Source organism: Streptosporangium sp. H13245, assembly GCF_055690525.1.
The window spans coordinates 81,110-104,651 of the sequence record NZ_JBSZKT010000013.1; the positions used below are offsets into that span (position 1 = coordinate 81,110).

Annotated in this window: 15 protein-coding genes; 9 read left to right on the forward strand and 6 right to left on the reverse strand. The window is 71.4% G+C overall.

Annotated elements, in window-relative coordinates; translation table 11 throughout:
* Positions 1–176: 176 nt before the first annotated feature.
* Entirely contained in the window at positions 177–1,700 is a 1,524-nt protein-coding gene (locus ACW9TB_RS20900; RefSeq protein WP_472749705.1) for a DUF885 family protein, read from the forward strand.
* 16 nt (positions 1,701–1,716) lie between these two features.
* Here ACW9TB_RS20900 and ACW9TB_RS20905 read toward each other — a convergent pair whose 3' ends face one another.
* Positions 1,717–2,463 (reverse strand): SDR family NAD(P)-dependent oxidoreductase, encoded by a 747-nt coding sequence (locus ACW9TB_RS20905; protein WP_472749706.1) that lies wholly within the window; start codon positions 2,461–2,463, stop codon positions 1,717–1,719.
* 147 nt (positions 2,464–2,610) lie between these two features.
* Here ACW9TB_RS20905 and ACW9TB_RS20910 point away from each other — a divergent pair, with 147 nt between their 5' ends.
* From ACW9TB_RS20910 to ACW9TB_RS20920, 3 genes are all read left to right on the forward strand, one after another.
* On the forward strand, positions 2,611–3,552 hold the full coding sequence (locus tag ACW9TB_RS20910; protein ID WP_472749707.1) for an SDR family NAD(P)-dependent oxidoreductase: 942 nt from the start codon (positions 2,611–2,613) through the stop codon (positions 3,550–3,552).
* Between the two features lie 28 nt (positions 3,553–3,580).
* Positions 3,581–5,152: a glutamine-hydrolyzing GMP synthase gene (gene guaA / locus ACW9TB_RS20915; protein ID WP_472749784.1), complete on the forward strand. Its 1,572-nt coding sequence runs from the start codon at positions 3,581–3,583 to the stop codon at positions 5,150–5,152.
* A gap of 90 nt (positions 5,153–5,242) precedes the next feature.
* Positions 5,243–6,457: an acyltransferase family protein gene (locus ACW9TB_RS20920; protein ID WP_472749708.1), complete on the forward strand. Its 1,215-nt coding sequence runs from the start codon at positions 5,243–5,245 to the stop codon at positions 6,455–6,457.
* An 8-nt stretch (positions 6,458–6,465) separates the two neighbouring features.
* Here ACW9TB_RS20920 and ACW9TB_RS20925 read toward each other — a convergent pair whose 3' ends face one another.
* The gene (locus ACW9TB_RS20925; RefSeq protein ID WP_472749709.1) at positions 6,466–7,320 is read right to left on the reverse strand and encodes a polysaccharide deacetylase family protein; all 855 of its coding nucleotides are present in this window, start codon (positions 7,318–7,320) and stop codon (positions 6,466–6,468) included.
* A 247-nt stretch (positions 7,321–7,567) separates the two neighbouring features.
* On the opposite strand from ACW9TB_RS20925, the gene ACW9TB_RS20930 reads away from it, so the two are divergent.
* Positions 7,568–9,124 (forward strand): hypothetical protein, encoded by a 1,557-nt coding sequence (locus ACW9TB_RS20930; protein ID WP_472749710.1) that lies wholly within the window; start codon positions 7,568–7,570, stop codon positions 9,122–9,124.
* A 170-nt stretch (positions 9,125–9,294) separates the two neighbouring features.
* On the opposite strand, the gene ACW9TB_RS20935 is transcribed toward ACW9TB_RS20930, so the two are convergent.
* The 3 genes from ACW9TB_RS20935 to ACW9TB_RS20945 form a co-directional block, all read right to left on the reverse strand.
* A complete protein-coding gene (locus ACW9TB_RS20935) occupies positions 9,295–10,422 on the reverse strand; it encodes a glycosyltransferase (protein WP_472749711.1) in 1,128 nt (375 codons plus the stop codon).
* Positions 10,419–13,301 (reverse strand): CDP-glycerol glycerophosphotransferase family protein, encoded by a 2,883-nt coding sequence (locus ACW9TB_RS20940; protein WP_472749712.1) that lies wholly within the window; start codon positions 13,299–13,301, stop codon positions 10,419–10,421. Before ACW9TB_RS20940 ends, ACW9TB_RS20935 begins: the two co-directional genes overlap by 4 nt.
* Positions 13,302–13,461: 160 nt before the next feature.
* Positions 13,462–15,009 carry an NAD(P)/FAD-dependent oxidoreductase gene (locus tag ACW9TB_RS20945; RefSeq protein WP_472749713.1) on the reverse strand — a complete coding sequence of 516 codons (1,548 nt, stop codon included), beginning with the start codon at positions 15,007–15,009 and terminating at the stop codon, positions 13,462–13,464.
* Between the two features lie 501 nt (positions 15,010–15,510).
* On the opposite strand from ACW9TB_RS20945, the gene ACW9TB_RS20950 reads away from it, so the two are divergent.
* From ACW9TB_RS20950 to ACW9TB_RS20965, 4 genes are all read left to right on the forward strand, one after another.
* The gene (locus ACW9TB_RS20950) at positions 15,511–18,951 is read left to right on the forward strand and encodes a bifunctional glycosyltransferase/CDP-glycerol:glycerophosphate glycerophosphotransferase (RefSeq protein ID WP_472749714.1); all 3,441 of its coding nucleotides are present in this window, start codon (positions 15,511–15,513) and stop codon (positions 18,949–18,951) included.
* A gap of 263 nt (positions 18,952–19,214) precedes the next feature.
* On the forward strand, positions 19,215–20,219 hold the full coding sequence (locus ACW9TB_RS20955; RefSeq protein ID WP_472749715.1) for a CDP-alcohol phosphatidyltransferase family protein: 1,005 nt from the start codon (positions 19,215–19,217) through the stop codon (positions 20,217–20,219).
* A 25-nt stretch (positions 20,220–20,244) separates the two neighbouring features.
* Entirely contained in the window at positions 20,245–21,255 is a 1,011-nt protein-coding gene (locus ACW9TB_RS20960) for a sulfotransferase family protein (RefSeq protein ID WP_472749716.1), read from the forward strand.
* 1 nt (position 21,256) lies between these two features.
* Complete coding sequence (locus ACW9TB_RS20965; protein ID WP_472749717.1) at positions 21,257–22,300, forward strand: sulfotransferase family protein; 1,044 nt, start codon at positions 21,257–21,259, stop codon at positions 22,298–22,300.
* Positions 22,301–22,396: 96 nt separating this feature from the next.
* Here the strand turns inward: ACW9TB_RS20965 and ACW9TB_RS20970 are convergent, their stop codons facing one another.
* Positions 22,397–23,515, reverse strand: coding sequence for a glycosyltransferase (locus tag ACW9TB_RS20970; protein ID WP_472749718.1), 1,119 nt, complete (start codon positions 23,513–23,515; stop codon positions 22,397–22,399).
* Positions 23,516–23,542: the final 27 nt, after the last annotated feature.

Here is a 23,542-nt window from a genome sequence, read left to right on the forward strand (position 1 = left end):
GGTGTCTACCGTGGACGCCCACGGCGAATCGAGCGGGCTCCCCGGACGCACCCCGGACGCACCCCGGACGCACCCTGGAGGCGCCCCAGACATGGCTCCACGCGCGAACGCCGTTCCCGGACGCCCGGGTGTCGTTCCCGGGTTCGGGGGACCCGTCCTGATATAGCGTCGCGTTCATGACCGAACTCGACGGCCGCCTCCGCGCGGTGTGCGACCTCACCGTCTCCGGCGTCCGGGAAATGGCCGGGCGGCACGAGTACGACGGCCTGATCCAGGACCTGTCGCCGGAGGGGGTGCGCTCCGGGCTCGCCGCGCTGGGCCGGGGGCCGCTGCCCGGCGACCCGTACGACGCGGCGCACCTGCAGATCTTCGAGGAGGCCACGCGGGTGCAGCTCGGCGAGCTGGAACTGCACCGCCGCAGCCCCCTGGAGCACCTGGGCAACCTCGACCTGGCCACCTACGACCGTGAGTACGCCCCCGAGGCCGAGCGGAACGCCGCCAAGCTCGCGCACCTGGCCCGCTGGCCCGAGGCGGTGGACAACGCGGTCGCCTCGCTCGACCTGCTCAGCGCCCCCGTCGCGACCGCCCTGCTCGGCGCGGTGCGCGGCCTGGCCTCCGGGGTGCCGGGGGACGCCGAGGAGAGCGTGCGCGAGGCGGCGTTCAGGGCCCACGCCCGGCTGGTGGAGCACGTCGAGAAGGCCGCGCACACCGGCGACCCGGACGCCGCCCTCGGTGCCGGGGGGCTCGCCAGGCTCATGGGGGCCGGTGACGGCCTCCCGGTCGACCTGGGACGGCTCGCCGAGCGCGCCGACGCCGAGCGCGACCGCCTGATGGCCCGGCTGGCGGAGTCCTGCGCCGCGCTGGGATTCGCCGGACGGCCGCCGCTGGAGGTCGCACGCGAGCTCGTCAGGCAGCACCCCGGCCCCGAGGGCGTGATCGAGGCGGCCAGGATCGGCACCGAGAGGGCGATCGCCTTCACCAGGGAGAAGGACCTGGTGCCCTACCACGACGGGGAGTGCCTGGTCGGCATCGCGCCCGAGTCGCGCCGGTGGGCCATGGCGATGATGAGCTGGTCGGCGCCCGGCGAGCCCGACGGCCCCTCCTGGTACCACGTCACCCCGCCCGACCCCTCGTGGCCCGAGCGCGACATCGAGGAGTGGCTGGAGGTCTTCAGCGAGACCACGCTTCCCGCGATCAACGTGCACGAGGTCGCCCCCGGCCACTTCTCCCACGGCCGCGCCCTGCGCCACGCCCGCTCCGACGTACGGCGGACGCTGATGTCACTGGCCTTCGCGGAGGGCTGGGCGCACTACGCGGAGGAACTCTGCGTCGAGGAGGGCTTCGCCCCCGGCGACCCGCGCTTCGAGATCGGCGTGTGGCTGGAGGCGCTCATCAGGGTGACCCGGCTGGCCTGCGCGATCGGCGTGCACTCCGGCGCGATGACCGTCGAGGAGGGCGCCCGCCGCTTCGCCGCCGACACCCACATCGCCGGTCCCGCCGCCCTCGCGGAGGCGGCGCGGGCCACCTTCGACCCCACCTACGGCCGCTACACCTGGGGCAAGCTGGAGATCCTCGACCTCCGCGACCGCGCCAGGGCCGAGTGGGGTCCCGGCTTCGGCCTCAACCGCTTCCACACCGCCATGCTCGACCTCGGCTCCCCGCCCCTCGGCCTGCTCGGCCACGCCCTTACCGGTACGTGACCGGCGGTCCCGGAGGCTAGCGGTCGACGGCCGTGGCGCCGCCGTCGACGACCAGGTGGGTGCCGGTGATGAAGGACGCCTCGTCGCTCAGCAGGAACCGTACGGCCGCCGCGACCTCGTTGGGGCGGCCGAGGCGGTGGAAGAGCGACCTGCGGGTGAAGGAGTCCAGATAGCGCGGGTCGCCGCCGGTGGCGGTGGCGAGCATGGGGGTGTCGACGTAGCCGGGGCAGACGGCGTTGACCCTGATCGGCGCCAGCTCGTGGGCCATGGAGCGGGTCAGGCCGAGCATGCCCGCCTTGGACGAGCAGTAGGCGGGGATGAAGGCCTGCCCGACCAGGCCCTCGATCGAGGAGACGCCGACGACCGCGGAGCCCTCCTGGCGGCGCAGGTCCTCCAGCAGGGCCTTGACCAGCAGGGCGTGGGCGCGCAGGTTGACGTTGAGCACCGCGTCCCAGGAGGTCTCGGTCAGGTCGCCGATGGCCATGGGGGCCGCGATCCCGGCCGCGTGGACGAGGCCGCCGATCGTGGTGAGGGCGTCGCGGCTGGTGGCGATCGCGGCGGGGAAGGCGGAGGAGTCGGTGACGTCGACGGGGACGGCGACCGCGGCGACGCCGTTCGCGGCGGCGGACGAGGCGGTCTCCTTGGCACCCGCCTCGTCCAGGTCCCAGATCGCGACCGGGCGCCCCGCCTCGGCGAGCGCCAGCGCGCAGGCCCTGCCGATCCCCGACGCCCCGCCGGTGACGACGACTCCGGTACCGGCCATCGGTTGCCTCCTCGACTGGTGATGGGCTTCACGTTAGCTTTGAGCCCGATCGGTCGCCAGGTACGGCACGAACCGGACCCGCGCGAGGTGTGAACCGCCGGTCCGGAGGTACCACGATGCGTGAACCATCAGGCTGGAGGGAGCGCCATGCGTGAACTGTCGGGCAAGGTCGCGGTCGTCACGGGGGCGGGCGGCGGGATCGGGAGGGCGCTCGCGCTGGGCCTGGCCGCGGAGGGGATGTCCCTCATGCTCGCCGACGTCGACCCGGGAGATCTCGCGGAGACCGCCTCACTGGTGGAGAAGAGCGCGGCGGAAGGCAAGATCCCCGGAAGCCCCGGAAGCCCCGGAAGCCCCGGAAGCCCCGGAAGCCCTGGGGTCCCCGGGGACCCCGGGGGCGTCAGGGGAAAGGTCCTCACCGAGATCACCGACGTCTCCGACCCCGTGGCCGTGGAGCACCTCGCCGACCGTACGTTCGGCGAGCTGGGCGCGGTCCACCTGCTGTGCAACAACGCCGGGGTCTTCCAGGGTGGCCGGATGTGGACGCGGGAGCCCGAGGACTTCGCCTGGCTGCTCGGGGTGAACCTGTGGGGCATGCTCCACGGTGTCCGGGCCTTCGTGCCCCGCATGATCGAACAGGACACCGAGGGCCACATCCTCAACACTGTCTCGGCCGCGGGCCTGTTCGCCATCCCCTACTTCGGCCCTTACTCGGTCTCGAAGTACGCCGCGTTCGCCGCCTCGCAGTCCCTCGCCCAGGATCTCGCGACGGCCGGTTCCAAGCTCCGCGTGACCACGCTGTGCCCCGGCGGGGTACGCACCGGCCTCAACCGCTCCGGCCGCCACCGGCCGGAGAACCTCGTGGGCGCCGAGCGTTCCGAGGACGAGGAGATCTCCACCGCGATCATCGACGGCCTGGTGGAGGGGGGCGTCGACCCGGCCGAGGTGGCGATCGCCGCGGTGGCCGCCATCCGCGAGGAGCGGTTCCTGGTCCTCACCCACCCCGGCTACGCGGAGGCCCTGCGCGAGCAGACCGAGGCCCTGATCTCGGGGGCCCTGCCCTCGTTTCCCGGCTACGAGCAGGCGCGCTGACGGGCGCCGATAGACTGGGACCACCGCTCTGTTCCTTTTGGGGGTCTTGGTGTCTGAGTTCGACACGGTCCTGGTCGTCGACTTCGGCGCGCAGTACGCGCAGCTGATCGCGCGAAGGGTGCGTGAATGCCACGTCTACTCCGAGATCGTCCCCTCGACGATGCCGGTCGAGGAGATGATGGCCAAGAAGCCCAAGGCGATCATCCTGTCCGGCGGCCCCTCGTCGGTGTACGCCGAGGGCGCCCCCGCCGCCCCCGCCGGCCTGTTCAAGACCGGCGTGCCGACCTTCGGCATCTGCTACGGCTTCCAGATCATGGCCCAGGAGCTCGGCGGGGAGGTGGCCAGGACCGGCACCGCCGAGTACGGCGGCACCCACCTCGACGTCGCCCACCAGGGCGTGCTCTTCGCGGGACTGCCGACCGCGCAGTCGGTCTGGATGTCCCACGGCGACAGCGTCTCCGCCGCCCCCGAAGGCTTCACCGTCACCGCCGCGACCGCCCAGACGCCCGTCGCCGCCTTCGAGCACCCCGAGCTGGGCCTGTACGGTGTCCAGTTCCACCCCGAGGTCCTGCACTCCGACCACGGCCAGGCCGTGCTGAGGCACTTCCTCGACGCGGCGGGCTGCCGCCCCTCCTGGACGATGCTCAACATCGTCGAGGACGCGGTCGAGGCGATCCGCGCCCAGATCGGCCCCGAGGGCCGCGCCATCTGCGGCCTCTCCGGCGGCGTCGACTCCGCGGTGGCCGCCGCCATGGTCCAGCGGGCCATCGGTGACCGGCTGACCTGCGTCTTCGTCGACCACGGGCTGCTGCGCAAGGGCGAGGCCGAGCAGGTCGAGCGCGACTTCGTGGCCGTCACCGGCGTCAAGCTCCGCGTGGTCGACGCCCAGGAGCGATTCCTGAAGGCGCTCGACGGGGTCACCGACCCCGAGGAGAAGCGCAAGATCATCGGCCGCGAGTTCATCAGGGTCTTCGAGGACGAGCAGCGCGCCATCATCGCCGACGGCCCCGTCGACTTCCTCGTCCAGGGCACCCTTTACCCGGACGTGGTCGAGTCCGGCGGCGGCACCGGCACCGCCAACATCAAGTCCCACCACAACGTCGGCGGCCTCCCCGACGATCTCCAGTTCTCGCTGGTGGAGCCGCTCCGCGCGCTGTTCAAGGACGAGGTGCGCCGGGCGGGGGAGGAACTGGGCCTGCCCGCCGCCATGGTCTGGCGCCAGCCGTTCCCCGGCCCCGGGCTGGGCATCCGCATCGTCGGCGCGGTCAGCCGCGAGCGCCTGGAGATCCTCCGCGAGGCCGACGCCATCGCCCGCGAGGAGCTCTCCCGCGCCGGGCTCGACCGGGAGATCTGGCAGTGCCCGGTCGTCCTGCTCGCCGACGTCCGCTCGGTGGGCGTCCAGGGTGACGGCCGCACCTACGGCCACCCGGTCGTCCTGCGCCCGGTCTCCAGCGAGGACGCCATGACCGCCGACTGGTCGCGCGTCCCGTACGACGTGCTCGCCCGCATCTCCACCCGCATCACCAACGAGGTCCGCGAGGTCAACCGGGTGGTGCTCGACGTGACCAGCAAGCCCCCGGGCACCATCGAGTGGGAGTAGCCGCCCCGGAGGTCCGGGCCGGGGGGCGGGGCTCCTCCTTCCCGGCGGTTGGCGCCGTTTCGCGAGGTGCCGGGAGGTAAGTTGGGGCGGGTGTCCTCCACCACCCCCATCGGCGCAGACTCCCCCAAGGCTCCCGTCGCCCGCCTGGCGTGGCTCGACGCGTTGCGTGGCATCGGCGCGGTCGCCGTGTTGCTGGAGCACCTGCTGCCATGGTTCATGCCCGCCCTGAGACCGTACTGGTTCAATCTCGGGATGTACGGCGTCCTGGTGTTCTTCCTGGTCAGCGGCTATATCATCCCGGTCTCGCTGGAGAGGCGCGGCGACGTCAGGGCGTTCTGGATCAGCCGGGTGTTCCGCCTCTACCCGATCTACCTGCTGGTCGCGGCGGCCGTCCTGGTCATGGCGATCTGGATGCCCGTCCGCGAGCAGGTGCCCAGGGACCTGTCGTCGGTGTCCGCGCACGCCACGATGCTGCTCGACGTGGTGCACCTGGGCGGCCTGGCCGACACCATGTGGACGCTCTCCTACGAGATGGTCTTCTACCTGATCGTCACCGCGCTGTTCGTCGGCGGGCTGCACCGCGCGAGCGGGACCTTCGCGGTGGGCTTCGGCGTCGTCGCGGTCGTGGCGGGGCTGCTGCTGACGGCTCCGCTGCTGACGGGGCCCTGGCCCGCGTACGTGTCCGGGGTGGTGTTCTTCGCGGGCCTGGCGTGCCTGATCGGCGGCCGGTTCAGGAAGCCCGCCGCGTACGTCCTCGGCGCGATGGCGCTGGTGCTGCTGATCTTCTCGGGTTTCGTGCCGTGGCTGGGGGCGGCGATCCTCTCGGTGATGTTCGCCGGGACCGCGATCCGCCGCTGGGAGCAGGGCACGGGCGGGCTCTGGCCCGTGGCGGCGGCGACCGTGCTCGTGGCGCTGGCGCCGGTCTGGGCGGAGCAGGCGGGCTGGTGGTGGGTGCGGCCGGGGCCGTGGTTCGCGACCATGGCGCTGGCCGGGGTGACGTTCGCGGGGGCGATGGCCCTGCGCGAGCGCCGGTTGCCCCGGTTCCTCGTCTGGCTGGGCCTGGTCAGTTACTCGGTCTACCTGCTGCACCACCCGCTGCTGCGGCTCATGCACGCCGTTGTCGGCGACGTACGGGACGCGGGGCTGGTGGTGCAGCTGTCACTGTCGGCAGCGTTCGTGCTGGTGGTGCTCGGCCTGAGCCTGCTCACCCACCGCTACGTGGAGCTTCCCATGCAGCGGCTGGGCGGGCGGCTGGCCCGGAGGCCGTCCTCCAGCAGCGCCAGTGAGGTCGCATCCTCACGGTGAGGCGCGGCTCAGGAACCGTCCTCGGGGGACTGGCCGTAGTCCTCCGGGTCGCCGGTGGGCGACTCGGAGGGCAGGTCCTTGTCCTTCTCGGAGCCGACGGGGTAGACGTCCCCGGCCCTGGTGTCCTTGGCGCCGCGCATCGAGGAGACCGTCACCATGTGGTAGCCCTGCTTCTGCAGCGCGGCCAGCAGCTTCGGCATCACCGTGACGGTCTGCGCCACCCAGTCGTGCATGAGGATGACCCCGTCACGCTTGGCGTTCTTGAGCACCTCGTCGTAGATGGCCTTCTCGTTCTTGGTCGCCCAGTCCCGTGAACCGCCGTTCCACAGGACGATCGGCATGCCCATCTCGGTGGCGATCGCCGTGACCCGCTCGTCGAACTCGCCGTAGGGCGGGCGGATCGTCGTCGGGTACTTCCCGGTGGACTTCTTGACGATGTCCTGGGTCTTGGTCAGCTCTTCGCGGATCTTCTCTTCCGACAGCTCCCGCAGGTGCGGGTGGCTGTAGCTGTGGTTACCGATGTCATGGCCTTCGGTGACCATCCGCTTGGCGAACGCGGGGCGGGACTTCACGTACTGGCCCTCAAGGAAGAACGTCGCCTTGGACTTGTACTTCTTGAAGGTGTCGAGCAGCTTGTCCGCGTACTTCCCGGGGCCGTCGTCGAAGGTCAGCGCAATGCACTTCACCTTCGCGCAGTCCACGGGCACGGGCTTCGGGGTGGGCGTGGCCTTGGGAGCGGGCTTGGCCTTGCCCGCCGTCGTGGCCGTCGTTTTGGGCTGGTCCGCGCTCCACGCGGTGGTCGGGATGGAAATCATGGCCAGCGCACAGGATGTGGCCAGCAGCATTCGGACAGGAGGCTTCATGAGGGGAGCTCCGGGTCAAATCGACGTCGGTCGAATGGGCATCCTATCGAGGTGCCTGATGCCTTCTGGGGCTGAAGCGTCACGATGTCCTGTGAAAGGCGCGCTCCGCCGGTGATCGGACGGCGGCTCCTCGCTCAGCACAAACTTGACGTTTCCCCAGGTCATGGGTGTGTATAACGGGCCGGACGCGCCCCGGGCATGCCCGATGATGGGCAACGGCCCCCTGCCGGAGCACGCTGGGAAAAGCATGACGATCAGTACGGTGAGCCCGAAACCGGTCGAGAAGGGGCGGAGGAGGGCCGGTGGGGCAGCGGTCCGCGACCGGTGGTTCACGCTCACCTGCTACGCGACCGCCCAGCTCGTACTGCTCGGCTGGTGGCTCGGCTTCCACCCCGGTCTGATGAGCCCCGACTCCGTCACCTACGTCACGCACGTCACGACGGGCCCCTGGGTGGCCGGGCAGTCGGTCGCCTACGACGCCCTGCTCGGGCTCTCCCTGAGGGTGACCGGCGACCTGTCCTCGGTCACCCTCCTGCAGACGGCCGCGATGGCCGCCGCGCTGGCCCACCTGGCGGGCGCGATCCGATCGCTGGGGGTACGGGGACGCCCGCTGCTCGTGGCGGTGGGGTGCGCGGAGCTCTCCCCGCCGCTCGGCGCCTTCACGGTGTCGATGTGGAAGGACGTGCCGTTCACCGTGTGCGCCGTACTGGCCGCGGGCACCGCCGTACGGCTCGCGACCCGTTACAGCGCCCGGTCCGATGCGCGGTCCGATGCCCGGTCCGATGTGCGGTCCGATGTGCGGTCCGATGTGCGGGCTGGAACGCGGGACGCGGCTGGGCGCGGGGGTGGGGGGTGGGCCTGGGACCCGCGGTTCGCCGCCCTCGGGGCCGAGCTGCTCGGGCTGGGACTCTTCCGCAACAACGGCTTTCTCGTGGCGCTGATCGCCGCCGTCCCGCTGGTCGCGCTCCTGTCCGGACGCCCGGGGGCTCGCCGGTGGGTCGCGGCGCTGGCGGCCGGAGCGGTGACGGCTCCCCCGCTCCTGCTGGGTGTCGGCTACCCGGCGATGGGCATCGCGTCGCCGTCCCGCTCGTTCGCCTACCAGACGGTGTTCGGCGATCTCGCCGTGGCGTACGGGGAGCGGCCCCGGCTCTTCGACCGCGAGCGGCGGGCACTCCTGGCGGGGATCGCCCCGCTCGACGTCTGGCGCCGGGGGGCGACCTGCCAGACCATGGCGGGCGTCTTCTTCGACCCCGCGTTCGGCCACGCGCGGGCCGAGCAGCGGATCTCCGAGGTCCTGGAGCTCTGGCGCGGCCTGCTGGTCCGCGCGCCCGGCACGATCCTGAGCGCCCGGCTCTGCCGCGCCGCGCTCGCCTGGCAACTCGGCTCGACCTCGGGCGAACCCGGCGGTGAGCTCTACCGCTTCTCCCTCGGGGATCCCCGGCTCCCCGAGGGCTGGGAGGGCACCCCGGCGGCCTCGGCGATGCGGCAGCGGCCGATCTCCGCCGGGCTGTTGGCCGCCGGGACGTTCGCGCTGGACGCGAGCACGGTCAGGCAGCTCGAATGGCTGCTCTGGCGGGCGCCCTTCTGGTGTTACCTCGTCTACGCCACGGCCGCGCTCGTGTGGTGGCGTACGGGAAGCCGGGCGGCGCTCGCGGGGGCGGCGGTGGTCGCGGGGCAGCAGATCGGTGTGATCCTCACCAACACCGCGCCGGACTTCCGGTTCATGGTGTCGCCGATCTTCATCGGGATCCTGTTCGTCCCGCTGCTCCTGCGGGAGGCGGGGGCACTGCTGCCCCGTCGATGAGCGGGGCCCCGGAGCCGCTCCGGCGGCGGGACGAGGTTTTTTCCCGCACCTCCCGCACCTCCCGCCGGTCCTTCGGCTTAACAGTTCCCGGAGTTCCCGGAGTTCCCGGAGGTCCTGTCGGTCCTCCGGGTCCTGTTGGTCCTTCGGGTTCTGGCGCGCGTGCCCGGCCGTCAGCGGTCGAGTTCGTCGAACAGCGCCTCCCAGCGTTCCAGGACGCGGGGCAGCCGGTACTCCCTCATCCGCTCCCTGCCCCTGGCCCCCATCCTCCCGCGCAGCTCGGCGTCGGACATGAGGCGTTCCAGGGCGGCGGCGAAGCTCCCGATGTTGCCCGGCTCGGCGAGCATGCCGTTGTCCCCGTGCCCGACCAGGGTCCTCACCCCCGCCGACGCGTCGCAGGCCACGGCGGGCAGCCCGCAGGCCGCGCCCTCGGCGAGGACCAGCCCCCACCCCTCGAAGTCGCTGCTCAGGGTGACGATGGAGGCGTCCAGGTACTCGGTCTCGACGTCGCCGACCTGCCCGCGGAAGACGATCCGGTCGCCGAGCCCGGTCTGCGCGGCCTGCGCCTCCAGCACCGCCCGGAGCGGCCCGTCGCCGATGATGTGCAGCTCCCACGGCTCGGCGACGGCCGGGGCCGCGGCGGCGAAGGCGTCGATCAGCAGGTCGATCCGCTTCACCCTGACCAGCCGCCCCGCCGAGACGATCCGCGGGTTGCGCAGCGGGGCCGCCTCCTCGGGGAAGACGCTGACCGGGTTCAGCATGGTCCCGCAGTTGGCGAGCCGGTGTTCCGTGAAGGACGCGGCGTAGTCGTCGCAGAGGAACAGCGCCTTGTCGAGGTGCGCGTAGTGCTTCTTGATCAGTCTGAGGTTCGGGGAGTCCACCGCCTCGGTGTACGACTGGTGGTACTGGCCGATCTTGGCGATGTGCGGCATGGGCAGGTCGGCGATCCAGTGGGCGGCCCAGGGTGAGGCGATCACCATGTAGCCGTCGCCGATCCGGTCCGTCAGCCGCAGCAGCCTCTGACGGGCGGCGGCGACCTCCTCCGGGGTCCTTTTCTGCCTGGCCCTGCGCCACGGGAGCGAGCGGGCGGCAGGTTCGGGGGCGGGCGTGTCGTACAGCGTGGCGTGCCGGTAGACGGGGTCGGCGACGTAGGTCTGCGGCTGCCGGGAGGGGTTGATGCTGACCAGCGTCACCCGGTGCCCGCGCGAGCCGAGGCCCTGGGCCAGGGTGTGGATGACCCGCTGGGACCCGCCCATCGAGTCGCCGTCGGTGCTGAGGAAGAAGACGTTGCGCGATCTCATCGCATGACCTCCGGGAAGAACGCGTCCACGACCCTGCCGCTCGCCTGCCCGTCGTTGAGGCCGCACCAGCGGTCGCGGAACTCCGCGTAGCGCCGCCCGTACCTCTCGGTGATCTCGGCGAGCCGGTCCAGTGCCACGACCAGCTCGCCGGGCTCGCGCAGCAGCGGCCCGGGGGCGACCTCGGCCAGGTCGAAGCAGACCCCCCGCTGGGCGGAGGCGTAGCGCTCGTAGTCGTCGACGTAGTAGAGGATGGGCCTGCCGAGGCAGGCGTAGTCGAACATGATCGAGGAGTAGTCCGTCACCAGGACGTCCGAGGCAAGCATCAGGTCGTTGACCTCGGGAAACGCCGAGGCGTCCCGGACGAGATACCCGAGCGGGTCGGGCACCGCGAAACGGTCGTACGGGTGGGCGCGGACGAGGATCACCCAGTCCGGGTGCAGCGCTCCGGCGAGGGCGGGCAGGTCGAGCCGGATCGAGTCGCCGCTGAAGCGCCTGCTGTCGCGGTAGGTGGGCGCGTAGAGGATCACCCGCTTTCCCGCCGGGATCTCGAAGAGCTCCCTGACCCGCCGCGCCCGCTCGCGCTGCGCCGGTTCCATGTGCCGCACCAGCACGTCGGTACGCGGATACCCGGCGTGGAGCAGCTCGCCCCCGAACCCGCTGGCCTCCGCGAAGTCGCGGCGGAAGTCGGGGCCCGGGGTGACCAGCGCGTCCCAGCGCGCCACCGCCTCGGCGTACTTCCTGGCCAGGGACGGCTGCGCCCGGTGCCGGGGCTCGTCCAGCCCCATCTTCTTGAGCACCTGACCGTGCCAGGTCTGCAGGTAGCGGGTGCTCCCGCGCTTGCGGTAGCAGTAGGGGAGGTTGTGGCTGTCCACCCAGTGCCCGGCGCGCGCCAGGGTCCAGGCGTAGCGGAAGGTGTCGCGCCGGACGAGGTCGACGTCCTCGGGGAAGCGCTCGGGGGCGTCCGCGTGGGACCAGACCGCCCGCAGGCCGGTGGCGCGCCGCTGCAGTTCCTCGTGGACGTAGCGCGGGTTGCCGGTGTAGCCGGTGCCCTCGGCCGACTCGAACAGCACCAGGCGGCGGTTCACCGGCACCGTCGCGCTGACCAGCCGGTAGAAGCGGCCCAGGTTGCGGGGGGTGGCGAGGTCGGACAGCAGGTTCCGCCAGAGTTCCGGCACGTTCGGGAGCCGCCGTTTGGCCGCGGGACCGAGCCTGCGCGCCATGAGGCGGAACGGGATGTCGGCGGACGCCTCAAGGACCAGGCGGCCCGAGCCGACCGTGCCCACGGAGGTGAACGACAGCCCCGGGACCGCGAGGAGGGGCCTGATGTTCCGGCGTTCGCCCTCGTGGAGCGAGATCATGACCGCCTGCGGCCTGACGGCGTTCTCCGGCCACTCCAGGTCGGGAAGGGAGATCGTCACCTCCCCCTCCAGGATGCCCGTCCCCTCCGGGGGAGCCCCCGTCATCCGCGGGATTCTCGTCCGCTCCGGCTCCTCCGGCTCCCACTGTCCTTCGAGTCCCCTCGGGGCCTGTTTCTCCCGCTCCTCCGGCGAGTCGACCACGACGGGTGTCATCAGGACGGGGATCGAGGTGATCGCCCTCTTCCTGCCGCCGACGCGGAGCCACGCGGTCATCGTGCGGCCGTCGAGCACCCGGCCCGGATCGTAGGTCCGCAGGCGCAGCTGGATCCGGTCCCTCGACGCCTGGAGGTCGACGAGCTCGTGCCGGAGCAGCGCGCCGGACAGCGGTTGCTCCGCCAGGTGCAGTTCGGTGACGTCCAGCTCGCTCCGGGCCCGCTCGTCCCCCGGGAGCGTCGTCCCCCAGAACACCCGCCCGCCGTCCGCCGTGACCGCCCGGGGTGGGACGGAGTGCCTGCCGCCCAGCTCGACGGCCGCGAGCGTCGCCTCCGCCCCGCGCCGCTCGCGGACGAGCTGCAGGCACACCCGCTCCGCCCGGGTGAGCCGCCCGATCGCGGCGGGTTCGAGCGTGTCCACGTACGGGATGACGATGTCGGCGAACTCGGAGATCCACGCCGGGTCGCGCTGGGGCAGGTCGCCCAGGTAGAGGCGGAGGTCGTGGGAGAGGAAGCGGAAGTCCTTGTCCTCCTTGAGGTCGAGGGAGTGGGTGGCCGCCAGCACGCGGTCGCTCAGGACGGCGGCGGTGACGCGCTGGCGCACGTTCTCCAGCTCGTGCCGCCGGGACGAGATCGACCTGGTGGCGGGCGTGGCGGCGAGCAGCCAGCGGTAGACCGGCCACGGCACGATGGCGAACAGCTTGCTGCGGCAGAACAGCTCCGTCGACCAGACGATGTCCTCGTGGTGGATGTCCTCGGGGAAACGGATGCCGGTGACGTCGAGGAAGGTACGCCGGTACAGCTTGTTGGTGGCCAGGCAGTTGAAGAGAAGCTCGGGCTCCGCGCGGATGCCGTCCACGACCCGCCGTTCCGCGAACAGCTGGGGGTACCAGAGGGTGACGGCGCCGGTCGCCTCGTCGACGCGTTCCACGGTGCCCATGACGAAGTCGGCGCCGGTCGTCTCCGCCTCCAGCAGGAGGCTCTTGCAGGCGTGCCGGGGCAGCTCGTCGTCGCTGTCGAGGAACATCAGGAAGGGCGCGCGGGAGGCGTCCATGCCCGCGTTGCGCGGCGCGCCGCAGCCGCCGCTGTTGGCGGGCAGCCGCACGTAGCGGACCCGGCCGTCCTCCTCGGTGAGCGCCTTGGCCACCGAGGGGGTGTCGTCGCCGGAACAGTCGTCCACGATGACGACTTCGAGGTTCTTGAGCGTCTGGCCGAGAACGGAGCGCACGGCCCGGGGTAACCGGGCCGCGTCGTTGTAGGTGATGACGATCACGCTGACGTCGGGGACCGTGTATCGCTGTGCTGTCATTGCGCAACTCCAAGGCGGCTGGGAGGAGAGCCTTGACCCGCGGTGGCCCGCGCCGGTGGGCGGAGGCCAGGCAAGGCGTCATGGGATCGCTGGTGTTGGTCGGGGGGTCCTCACGTGTTCGCGGGAGGGCTCGGAGGGCTCAGGGGCCTCGCGTGTCCGCTCAGGCCGAGGCGGGCGTGTCCGCGAGCAGGACGGGAGCGTCACGGCCGGTGCCCGTCGCGGTCCTCTTCCGGCCCGCGCGCTCCTCGTGGTACTCCGCGTCGACGTTGACCGCCCAGACGTCGTGCCGGGCCCCGTCGACGATGTTCTCCACGGTCAGCATCGAGGTGAGCATGGAGTGGTCCTGGTTGTTGTACCGGTGCATGCCGTTGCGGCCGACCGGGTGGATCTCCGGCCACTCCACGTCGAGATACTTCCTGAGCACCTCGACGTTGCCGGCGTAACCGGCGTCGTAGACGGGGTAGGCCTTCGGCATCCGCACCACGTAGCCCTGCCGGACCGAGCCGGGGGTCACCAGGCCCAGGTGCTCCAGCTCCCGGGTGCCGAACGCGACGAGCTCGTCGTCCGGCGTGCGCCACAGGTCGTCGCCCTCGTTGACGAAGTACTCCAGGCCGAGACAGGTCCGTCCGGCCTGCACCAGGTACGGCGACCAGGAGCCGTAGTTCTGCACCCGGCCGAGCCGGACCTCGGGGGAGTGGATGTAGATCCAGTTGTCGGGGAAGGAGAACCGCTCGGGGACGACCAGCGCGACGGTGAGGAAGTCGCGGTACTTCAGCCCCGCTGCGGCCTCCGCGACGACGTCGGGCACGTCCGGCCCGAACGCGCGGATCAGGGCGTTGAGCGGCATCGAGGAGATGAGGTTGTCGCAGTGCACCTCGCGGGTGACACACCCGCCGCCGTCTGAGCGCACGGTGCCGTCTGAACGAACGCCGCCGCGGTTGTCAGGGTGAAGGACGTCGTCCGAGCGGACGGTGACGGCCAGGCGGCCGTGGTGGCGGCGGACGCGCTCGACCCGGGTGCCGAGGTGCACGGTGGAACCCCGCTCGCGGACCCGGTCGGCGCAGGCCTCCCACATCATGCCCGGCCCCAGCTTGGGGTAGCGGAACTCCTCGATGAGGCTCGTGACCTCCTTCCGGTTCCTCCCGGGGGTGAGCGCGTCGGCGATGGCCTTTCCCAGGGAGAGGTTCCTGATCCGCTGCGCGGCCCAGTCGGCCTGGATGCTCGTGGCCGGAACACCCCACACCTTCTCGGTGTAGGTCTTGAAGAAGATCCCGTAGAGCCTCCGGCCGAACCTGGCCGCGACCCAGCCCTCGAAGGTGGACTGGTCGGCGGGCGGCCTGATCCGGGCCCAGGCGTACGAGCCGACGCACCGCAGGGATTCGAGGATCCCGAGGTTGAGCAGCGCGTTGGACGCCCTGAGCGGGTAGTCGAAGAAACGGCCCCCGTAGTGGATGCGGCTCATCCTCGGGCGGAGCAGGAAGTCCTCCTCGCCGAGGATCTCGTTCCAGAAGTCCTCCACCCGCGACACCTTCGTGAAGAAGCGGTGCCCGCCGATGTCGAAGCGCCAGCCGTCGCGTTCCTCGGTCCGGCTGATCCCGCCGACCACGCGGTCGGCTTCGAAGACCTCGCACGGGCGTCCTCGCCTGGCCAGCTCGTAGGCCGCGGTGAGCCCGGCGGGCCCCGCTCCCACGACCACTGTTGACTCCATGCGCTTCCCCCCGCGAATGCCGTTTGCCGCGATCTCGCCCGTCTCGGTCACACGATCGTGTCGGACGGCCAGGGGGGACCGAAGGGTCATTACGTCTTACTAGGACGTGTGCATTCCCAGCCTTGACCTGGGCTTGGGGAAGGCGTTGCCGCGCCGCGAGGCCGGGGCAGGACCGGAGGTCCGCGAAAGATGCGTGGAAGATGCGCGGGAGATGGTCAAGTCTCGGTCAGCTCACTCCATCGCGGTCATGTTCTGGACTCGCCAGGCCCGCCACGGAGCCATGCTGCTGGCGTGACGTCTACGTCGCGTTCATGGCCGCCAGGTTGTGTCGACGGGCACACGGGCTCCTTCCGCCGCTTTCCGGCGACCGCTGGACCTTCCGCCGCGCGCCTGTGACGTCGTCCACGACGAGTGGATCTCCACCTGCGTGCCGTGTCCGGCGTTCACGCCGATGGACCGGACTGTGAGCTTTCGACTACCGGAGGACCGATCGTGGCCCCAGTGAGCATCATCGTGCCCATTTACAACGTGGAACCGTACCTTGAGGCGTGTCTGGAGTCGTTGGTCGCGCAAACCTGGAGTGACATCGAGGTCGTCATGGTGGACGACGGTTCTCCCGACTCCAGCGCGGAGATCGCCGAGACCTTCGCCGGGCGCGATGCCCGGTTCCGGCTGATCCGGCAGGAGAACGGGGGCCTGGGCACCGCGCGCAACACCGGTATACGGCACGCCACCGGCGATTTCATGGCCTTCTTGGACAGCGACGACATGCTTCCGTTGACGGCCGTCGAGACGATGGTGTGCAGCCTGGAGGAGAGCGGGTCCGATCTCGTCACGGGCAACGTCCTCCGGTTCAGCGGGCAGGGGGTGCGCCAGTCGGCGATGCACAGGGTGATCTTCGCCAACTCCGCCCGGCGGACCCACGTGACCGGCGACGAGATCCTGCTCAAGGACCGGCTGGTCACGAACAAGCTCTGGCGGCGCTCCTTCTGGGACGAGCAGGGGCTGAGCTTCCCCGAGGGGGTCCTGTGGGAGGACATCGCGGTCTCCCTGCCCGCCCACTTCCTGGCCGGGGCGGTGGACGTGCTGTCCACCCCGGTCTACCTGTGGCGGGAGCGGGAGGGGGAGAGCGTCTCGATCACCCAGAACCGGGGGCACGTCAAGGGGATCGAGGACCGGTTCGCCGCCGTCAACTCCGTGCGGAGCTTCCTCACCGACACCGGGCGGGCCGAGCACCTGAGGGCGTGGGACCGGATGGTCCTCGACAGCGACCTGCCGAACTTCCTCCAGGTGCTGGACCAGGCAGGGGAGGAGTTCAGGAGCCGCTTCCTGGACCTGGCCAACGCCTACCTGGACCGCGCGGGGCCGAAGGTCCTCTCGCTCATCCCCGCGCAGCGCCGGGCGAAGTGGGTTCTCGTACGGGAACGACGGCTGGACGACCTCCTCCAGCTGCTGGAGTGGGACAGGACGGTCAAGCCGACCGCCCGCGTCGTCGGAGGCGGCCTGCGCGGGTACCACCTCAACGTCCCGGTGCAGGTCGAGCGGCAGACCACCCGGATGCGCGAGGAGCTGGACCTGCGGCAGCGGGTGGACAGCCTCGACTGGAAGGACGACAGGCTGGTCGTCGAGGGCCGGGTCTCGCTGCGCTACCTGCGTCCCCGCAGGCGGATGCAGCAGCACGTCCTCGCCTGGCTGGTCCCCGAGGGCCCCGGGAGCCCCGGGAGACACAGCCGCAGGATCCGGCTTCCGGTCACGATCCGGCGGGGCCTGTCGCTGGTCGACACCGGCCCGCGCAGGCGCAAGGACTGGTGCGGGTTCCGGGTCGCCGTCGACCCGGCCGCGCTCCCCGCGGGGACGTCCTGGCGGATCGACCTGTGCGTGCTGTCCCGGGGCCTCGTACGGAGGGGCAGTCTGGCCCAGCCGAGCCCGGCCGCGCGGCGGCTGGAGTTCACCGAGCGCGAGTCGGGAACCGTGGCGTGGGCGGAGTGGACGCCCGCCGAGGAGTTCAGGCTCCGGGTGGAACGGCCCGGCGGCCGGGTCACCGGTCACCGGGTGGCCGAGGGCAGGCTGAGGATCAGCGGTAAGTGTGACGGCGACCTCGGCGCCGCTCCGGCGCTGCGGCTGACCCGGCCGCAGGGTGGCCGCGACCGGCGCTACCCGATGACCGTGTCGGACGGCGCCTTCGAGGCGGTGGTCGACCTCGACGAGGTGCTGTCCGAACGCTGGCCGGGGCTCGACCCGGCCAGCCTGGAGATGAGCGCGCTCAACCCCGGGGCCGAATGGCAGTTCGAGGTCGTCCCCGAGGACGGTCACGCCCGGCCGCTGCTCGTCGGGCGCGACGTGGAGCGCGGCCTCTACCGGCTCCGCGGGCGTGACGTGGTGCTGGACCGGTCGCAGGCGGGCGGGCTCGTGCTGCGCGAGCAGCGGCCGACGTTCTACGTGGAGCGGGTGGAGTGGACCGACCTGGGCCACCTGAAGGTGACCGGGGCCCCGATGCGCCCGATCGACGGCCCGGCGTCGCTGGTCGTCACCTCGCGCAACCGGCTCAACGAGCGGCTCTTCCCGCTCGTCGGCGGCGGCGCCACGGTGACGCCCGAGGGGAGCGACACGCTCGGCGGATGGCTGCCGCTGCCCGCGGGCGCGCACGGCTTCGCGATCCGCACCGGCACCGGTGACATGCGCATGGAGTTCCGGCTGTCCGCGCCGCTGGAGCACGTCTCCGCCACCCGTACGTACGTCTTCGACACCGACCTGATGGACGAGGCCGTCTTCACCGTGAGCGACGACCTGCGCGCCTCGGGCAGGCCGAAGCAGCAGCGGCTGCTGCGCGAGGACTTCTACCCCGCGAGGTGCCAGGAGCCGCTGCGGCCCGCCGTCCTCTTCGACAGCTACGGGGGCAGGCAGTTCTCCGACAGCCCGAGGGCGATCTACGAGGAGCTCGTGCGGCGGGGCGCCGACCTGGAGTTCATGTGGATCGTCAGGGACGGTCAGGTGGAGCTGCCCGAGGGGGTGACGCCGATCCGGAGGTACGGGCGGGAGTTCTTCGACGCGCTGGCCCGCTGCCAGTACATCGTCACCAACAGCCACCTGCCCTCCTGGTTCGAGCGCAGGGAGGGCCAGACGGTGCTGCAGACCTGGCGCGGCACCCCGCTGAAGCGCATCGGCTTCGACGTCGAGAAGGTGCCGTTCGCCAGGTCCGACCACCAGGAGCGGCTGGCCAGGGCCGTCGCCCGGTGGAGCCACCTGGTCTCGCCGAGCCCCTGGTGCACCTCGGTCCTGGACGGCGCCCTGCGCTTCGACGGGGAGGTCCTGGAGATCGGCTCCCCCCGCGACGACCTGCTGCGCCGCGCCGGAGCCGCCGAGCGGACCCGGGAGATCAGGGAGCGGCTCGGCCTGCCCGAGGGCAGGAAGGTCGTCCTGTACGCCCCGACGTGGCGCGACGACAAGTTCTACAGCAAGGGGCGCTACCGGCTCGACCTGCGCCTGGACCTCCAGCACATGAGCGAGGAGCTGGGCCGGGACCACGTGCTTATGATCCGCAAGCATCCGAGCGTCACGGACAGGCTGCCCAGGCTCGACTCGGACTTCCTCCTCGATGTCTCGACATATCCGGATATCCAGGAGCTTTACTTGGTCGCGGACATGCTGATCACGGACTACTCGTCGGCGATGTTCGACTTCGCGGTGACCGGCAAGCCGATGTTCTTCTTCACCTACGACCTGGAGCGCTACCGCGACGAGGTGCGCGGCTTCTACTTCGACTTCGAGGCCGAGGCCCCCGGGCCGCTGCTGCGGACGACCGAGGAGGTCGTGGAGGCCGTACGGGACGCGGCCGAGGTGCACGCCAAGTACCGGAAGCTGTACGACGCCTTCACCGCCAGGTTCTGCCCGCTGGAGGACGGCGGCGCGGCGGCCAGGGCCGTGGACCGGGTCTTCCGCTAGCCGCCCGCCCACTCCGCGCGGGAAAGCGGCGGGCGGACGTAAGAAGCCACGGGAAGCGGCGGGCAGACGTGGGAAAAGCCGCAGGTCGGCACCGGTGAGGCGGCCGGTGGCCCGGTGAAAGGCCGAGGAAGCCCTCCTCGGCCTTTCGTGTCCCCAAAGCACCCGATCCCTGTGGCGCGGGTCGGTCAAGAAGTGGCATGGAGATCTTCTAGTAGTTACAGAGCGTAGATGAGAGAGGACGACGCGTGGCCATGCTGGAACGCATGAGGGCCTATTCGTTGGACGACGTTCACGCGACCCGGAAACGAAAAGACTCCTGGTGGACCGTTTTCCTGGTCGACCCGGTGGCGTGCAGGCTCACCCTGCTCGTCGCCAACCACACGTCCGTCACCCCCAACGGGCTCACCCGTTTCTCCCTGATCCTCGGAATGTGCTCGGCGATCTGCTTCGCGTCCGGACGGCTGGCCGCGGGGGCCCTGCTGTTCTACGTGAGCTTCATGGTCGACTGCATGGACGGGAAGATCGCCCGGCTCAAGGGGACGGGGACCGCGTTCGGGCTCTGGCTCGACTACGTGGGCGACCGGATCAGGGTGGTCTGCTGCGCCGCGGGGCTGGCGTCCGGGCAGTACGCGGTGACGGGGGACGTCTCCTACATCCTGCTCGGCGCCGGGGTCGCCGTGCTCGACCTGTTCCGCTACGTGAACGCGCCGCAGATGAAGCGCGTGCGCGAGGTGGTCAGGGAGAACCGGCCAGGACGCCTGGCACCGGTCGAGTCCGTCGAATCCGTCGAGTCCGTGGTGACCGTGGGACCCCCCAGGCCCGGGGAGATGACCGCCGGGCACACCGTGCGCGCGGGGCGCGCGGGGCGCGTCAGGCCCGTCGAGGTCATCACGCCCCGCGAGCCGATCCGGGTCGCCGGGTTCGAGGACCCGGACGAGAACCGCGACGAGGGCCGCGGGAACCGGGGCGAGGGCCGGGCCGGACGGCAGGGCCCCCGGGGGGGCAGGCGCCCGAAGCTGCCCCGCAGGTTCACCCGCCTCCTGGCCCGCCACCGGGTGCGGACCCACCTGATCAGCGGCATCGAGTTCCACGCCGCGGTGTTCGTGGTCGCCCCGCTGATCGGGACGGTCGCCCTGGTGCCCCTCGCGGTCGCGGCGGGGGTGCTGCTTCTGCTGAACGAGGTCGTTTTGATCTACCGAATGTGGCTCTTCGCCCGGGTGGTGCCCGTCGTGCCGCTCGTGGAGAAGGCGCCACGCGTATCTGTTTGACCAAGCTTTACGGGGGTTCGTTGTCATGCAGTCCGACCGCCCGATCTTCGTGATCGGTTGTCCGCGTTCCGGCACCACGATGTTGCAGCTGATGCTGCACTCGCACCCGCGCATCGCGGTGCCTCCGGAGACACGGTTCGTGGTGCCCGGCTACTACCGCAGGTTCTCCTTCGGGGACCTGCGCGAGGAGCGCAACCGGCGGAGGGTCGGCCGGTGGATCGTGAGCGACAAGGACACCAAGTTCAAGGAGCTCAAACTCGACGGGGACAAGCTGATCGACGACATCGTCGCGGGCCCGCCCACGCTGGGGTCGGCGATGGGCATCACCTTCCGCTCGTACGCCGAGCAGTACGGCAAGAGCCGCTGGGGTGACAAGCGGCCCAGCTACTACCACCACGTGGACCTCCTGACGCGGCTGTTCCCCGACGCCCAGTTCGTGCACCTGATCAGGGACGGCCGCGACTGCGTGGCGTCGCTGAAGGAGATGCCCTGGTACACCAAGGACGTCTTCCACGCGGCGGTCAACTGGAGCGAGGCGATCGACTACGGCCGCCACCACGCCAAGAAGCTTCCCGCCGACAGCTACTACGAGCTGCGCTACGAGGACCTGACGGCCTACCCGGAGACCGAGCTGAGCAAGCTCTGCGACTTCCTCGGCGAGAAGTACGACCCGGCGATGACCGAGCCGTACCACGTCGCCAGGGTGGCGATCCCGCAGCACAAGGTCTGGCACAGCAACACCCACGGCGACGTCACGACCGCGCGGGCGGGGTCGTGGAAGGCCAGGCTGGAGCCCTGGGAGATCTCGGTGTGCGAGACCGTGCTCGCCGACCGGCTCACCGCCAACGGCTACGAGCTGAGCGGCGCCCCCAAGGCGAGCAAGGCCCACGTCGAGGCGTGCGAGAAGGCGGCGTCCAAGCGGCGCTGGGCGCGCAGGCGCAAGGAGATCCGCGACCGCCTCAACCGGTTCCGCGAGCCGAGCCCGGTGGCCGCGAGGCTCACCAGCCGGCAACTCGGCGAGCTTGCGAAGGTCTGACATGAAGCCCGATCGCCCGATCTTCATCCTGGGCTGTCCCCGCTCGGGGACCACGATGCTGCAGCTGATGCTGCACGCCCACCCGCGCGTCGCCATCCCCCCGGAGACCCGGTTCATGGTCTCCACCTACCAGCGGCGGCTCCAGTTCGGCGACCTCGGCGACGCCGAACACCGGCGCGAGCTGGGCGAGTGGGTGGTCGACCGGCGCCAGTCGCGCTTCCACGAGCTGGACCTGAACCGCGACGAGGTGCTGGACCAGATCGTCGGCGGCCCGCCGACGCTCGGCTCCGCGCTGGGCATCGTGCTGCGCGCGTACGCGGCCAGGCACGGCAAGCCGCGCTGGGGCGACAAGCGGCCCTCGTACTTCCAGTACACCGACGTGCTGCTGCGCCTGTTCCCCGACGCCCAGTTCGTGCACCTGATCAGGGACGGCCGCGACTGCGTGGCGTCGCTGAAGGAGATGCCCTGGTACAACGGGAGCGTCTACAGCGCGGTCTCCGTCTGGGCCGAGGCGATCGACTTCGCCCGGCACGGCGCGCCGAAACTTCCCGAGGGCAGCTACCACGAGCTGCGCTACGAGGACCTGACCACGGAGCCGGAGGCCCACCTGCGGCGGCTGTGCGAGTTCCTCGGCGAGGACTTCGACCCCGCCATGTGCGACCCGGGCGCGGTGGCCGACATCGCCGTACCCGCCCGCAAGACCTGGCACGCGCGCACCTTCGGCGAGGTGACCACCGCGCGGACCGGTTCGTGGCGCGACCGGCTCGACCCCGGCGAGATCTCGCTGTGCGAGAGCGTGCTCGGGGACCGGCTGGAGACGTACGGGTACGAGCTCACCGGGGCGCCCAAGGTCGAGACCTCGCGGATGGTCTCCTACGAGCGGACCGCGGCGAAGCGGAAGCTGGCCCGCGTCAAGCGGGTCGCGTTCGACCGGCTGATCCGGCTCCGCGAGCCGAACCCGATGGGGGCACGGCTCACCTCCGCCCAGATCGTGCTGGCGGGAGTGCCGATGCCACGCAACGAACCCGTCGCGGTGAGCGGATGACCGTCTCGTGGTGAGCCTAGACGAGCCTATGAGAATCGGCGGGTGACCCGCTCGGGCAGGACGTCAGGGTCCGCCGGGAGCGAGAGCCCGTGACGCTCAGCGGGTGACCTGGTCGAACAGGGCCTCCCATCGGTCCAGGACGTGGTCCGGGCGGAACGCCTCGACGTGCGCGCGGGCGGCGGCTCCCAGCCGCCGCCGCTCCTCGGCCGAGGCCATCAGCCCGGCCAGCGCGGTGGCGAGCGCGGTCACGTCGGCCGGGGGCACCAGCACCCCGGTCCGCCCGTCCAGTACGAGCGACCTGAGCCCGCTCGACACGTCGAACGCCACCGAGGGCACCCCGTAGGACGCCGCCTCGCCGACCACCAGCGGCAGCCCCTCGTGCTCGCTGGACAGCGCGAGCACCGACCCGCCCACGTACTCGTCCCCCATCAGGGCCGCGGGCACCGCGCCGCGGAACACCACCCGGTCGCTCACCTCGCACTCCGCGGCGTGCGACTGGAGCCGCCCCCGCTCGGCCCCCTCGCCGACCAGGTGCAGTTCCCAGCCCTCGCTCGCCTCGCGGCGGGCCTCCGCGAGGTCCGCGCGGTGACCGGCCTCCCCGGAACCCGGTCGTCCGCACGCCTCCGCGAAGGCCGAGATCAGCCGGTCGAACCGCTTCACGCCCTCCAGCCTGCCGACCCCGAGCACCCGGCGGGCGGTCAGCTCAGCGGTCCGCGACGGCCAGGCGGGCAGCGGGTTCGGGATGGACCAGGTGTTGGGCAGCAGCGCGTGCTCGGAGAACAGCCACGCGTCCTCCTCGCTGAGGAACACCGCCTTCTCCAGGGTGCCGTAGTGGCCGGTGACCGAGCCGAGGTGCCACGACCCCCGCGCGTGCTCGTACGACCCGTGGTACTGCCCGATCGGCAGCAGCCGCTCGGGCAGCAGGTCCCCGATCCGGGTGACCACGCTGGGCGAGGAGAGCACCGCGAACCCCGGCCCCACCCCGCGCAGCAGGTCGCCGAGCGCCCGCCGCTCGCGGCGCCTGCCCAGCCGCGTGAGCCTTCCCACGGGAGTCCGGTGGATCACGTGACTGGTGTAGCGCGGCCGTTCCACGTACCGGAACGGCCGCTCGGCCCGGTGCAGCCCGATCACGTGCACCTCGCGGCCCCGCTCGGCCAGGCCCTGCGCCATGGTGTGGGTGACCCGCTGGATGCCGCCCAGGGTGTCGGCGTCCATGCACGCGAACACCACCGCCCCCGTACG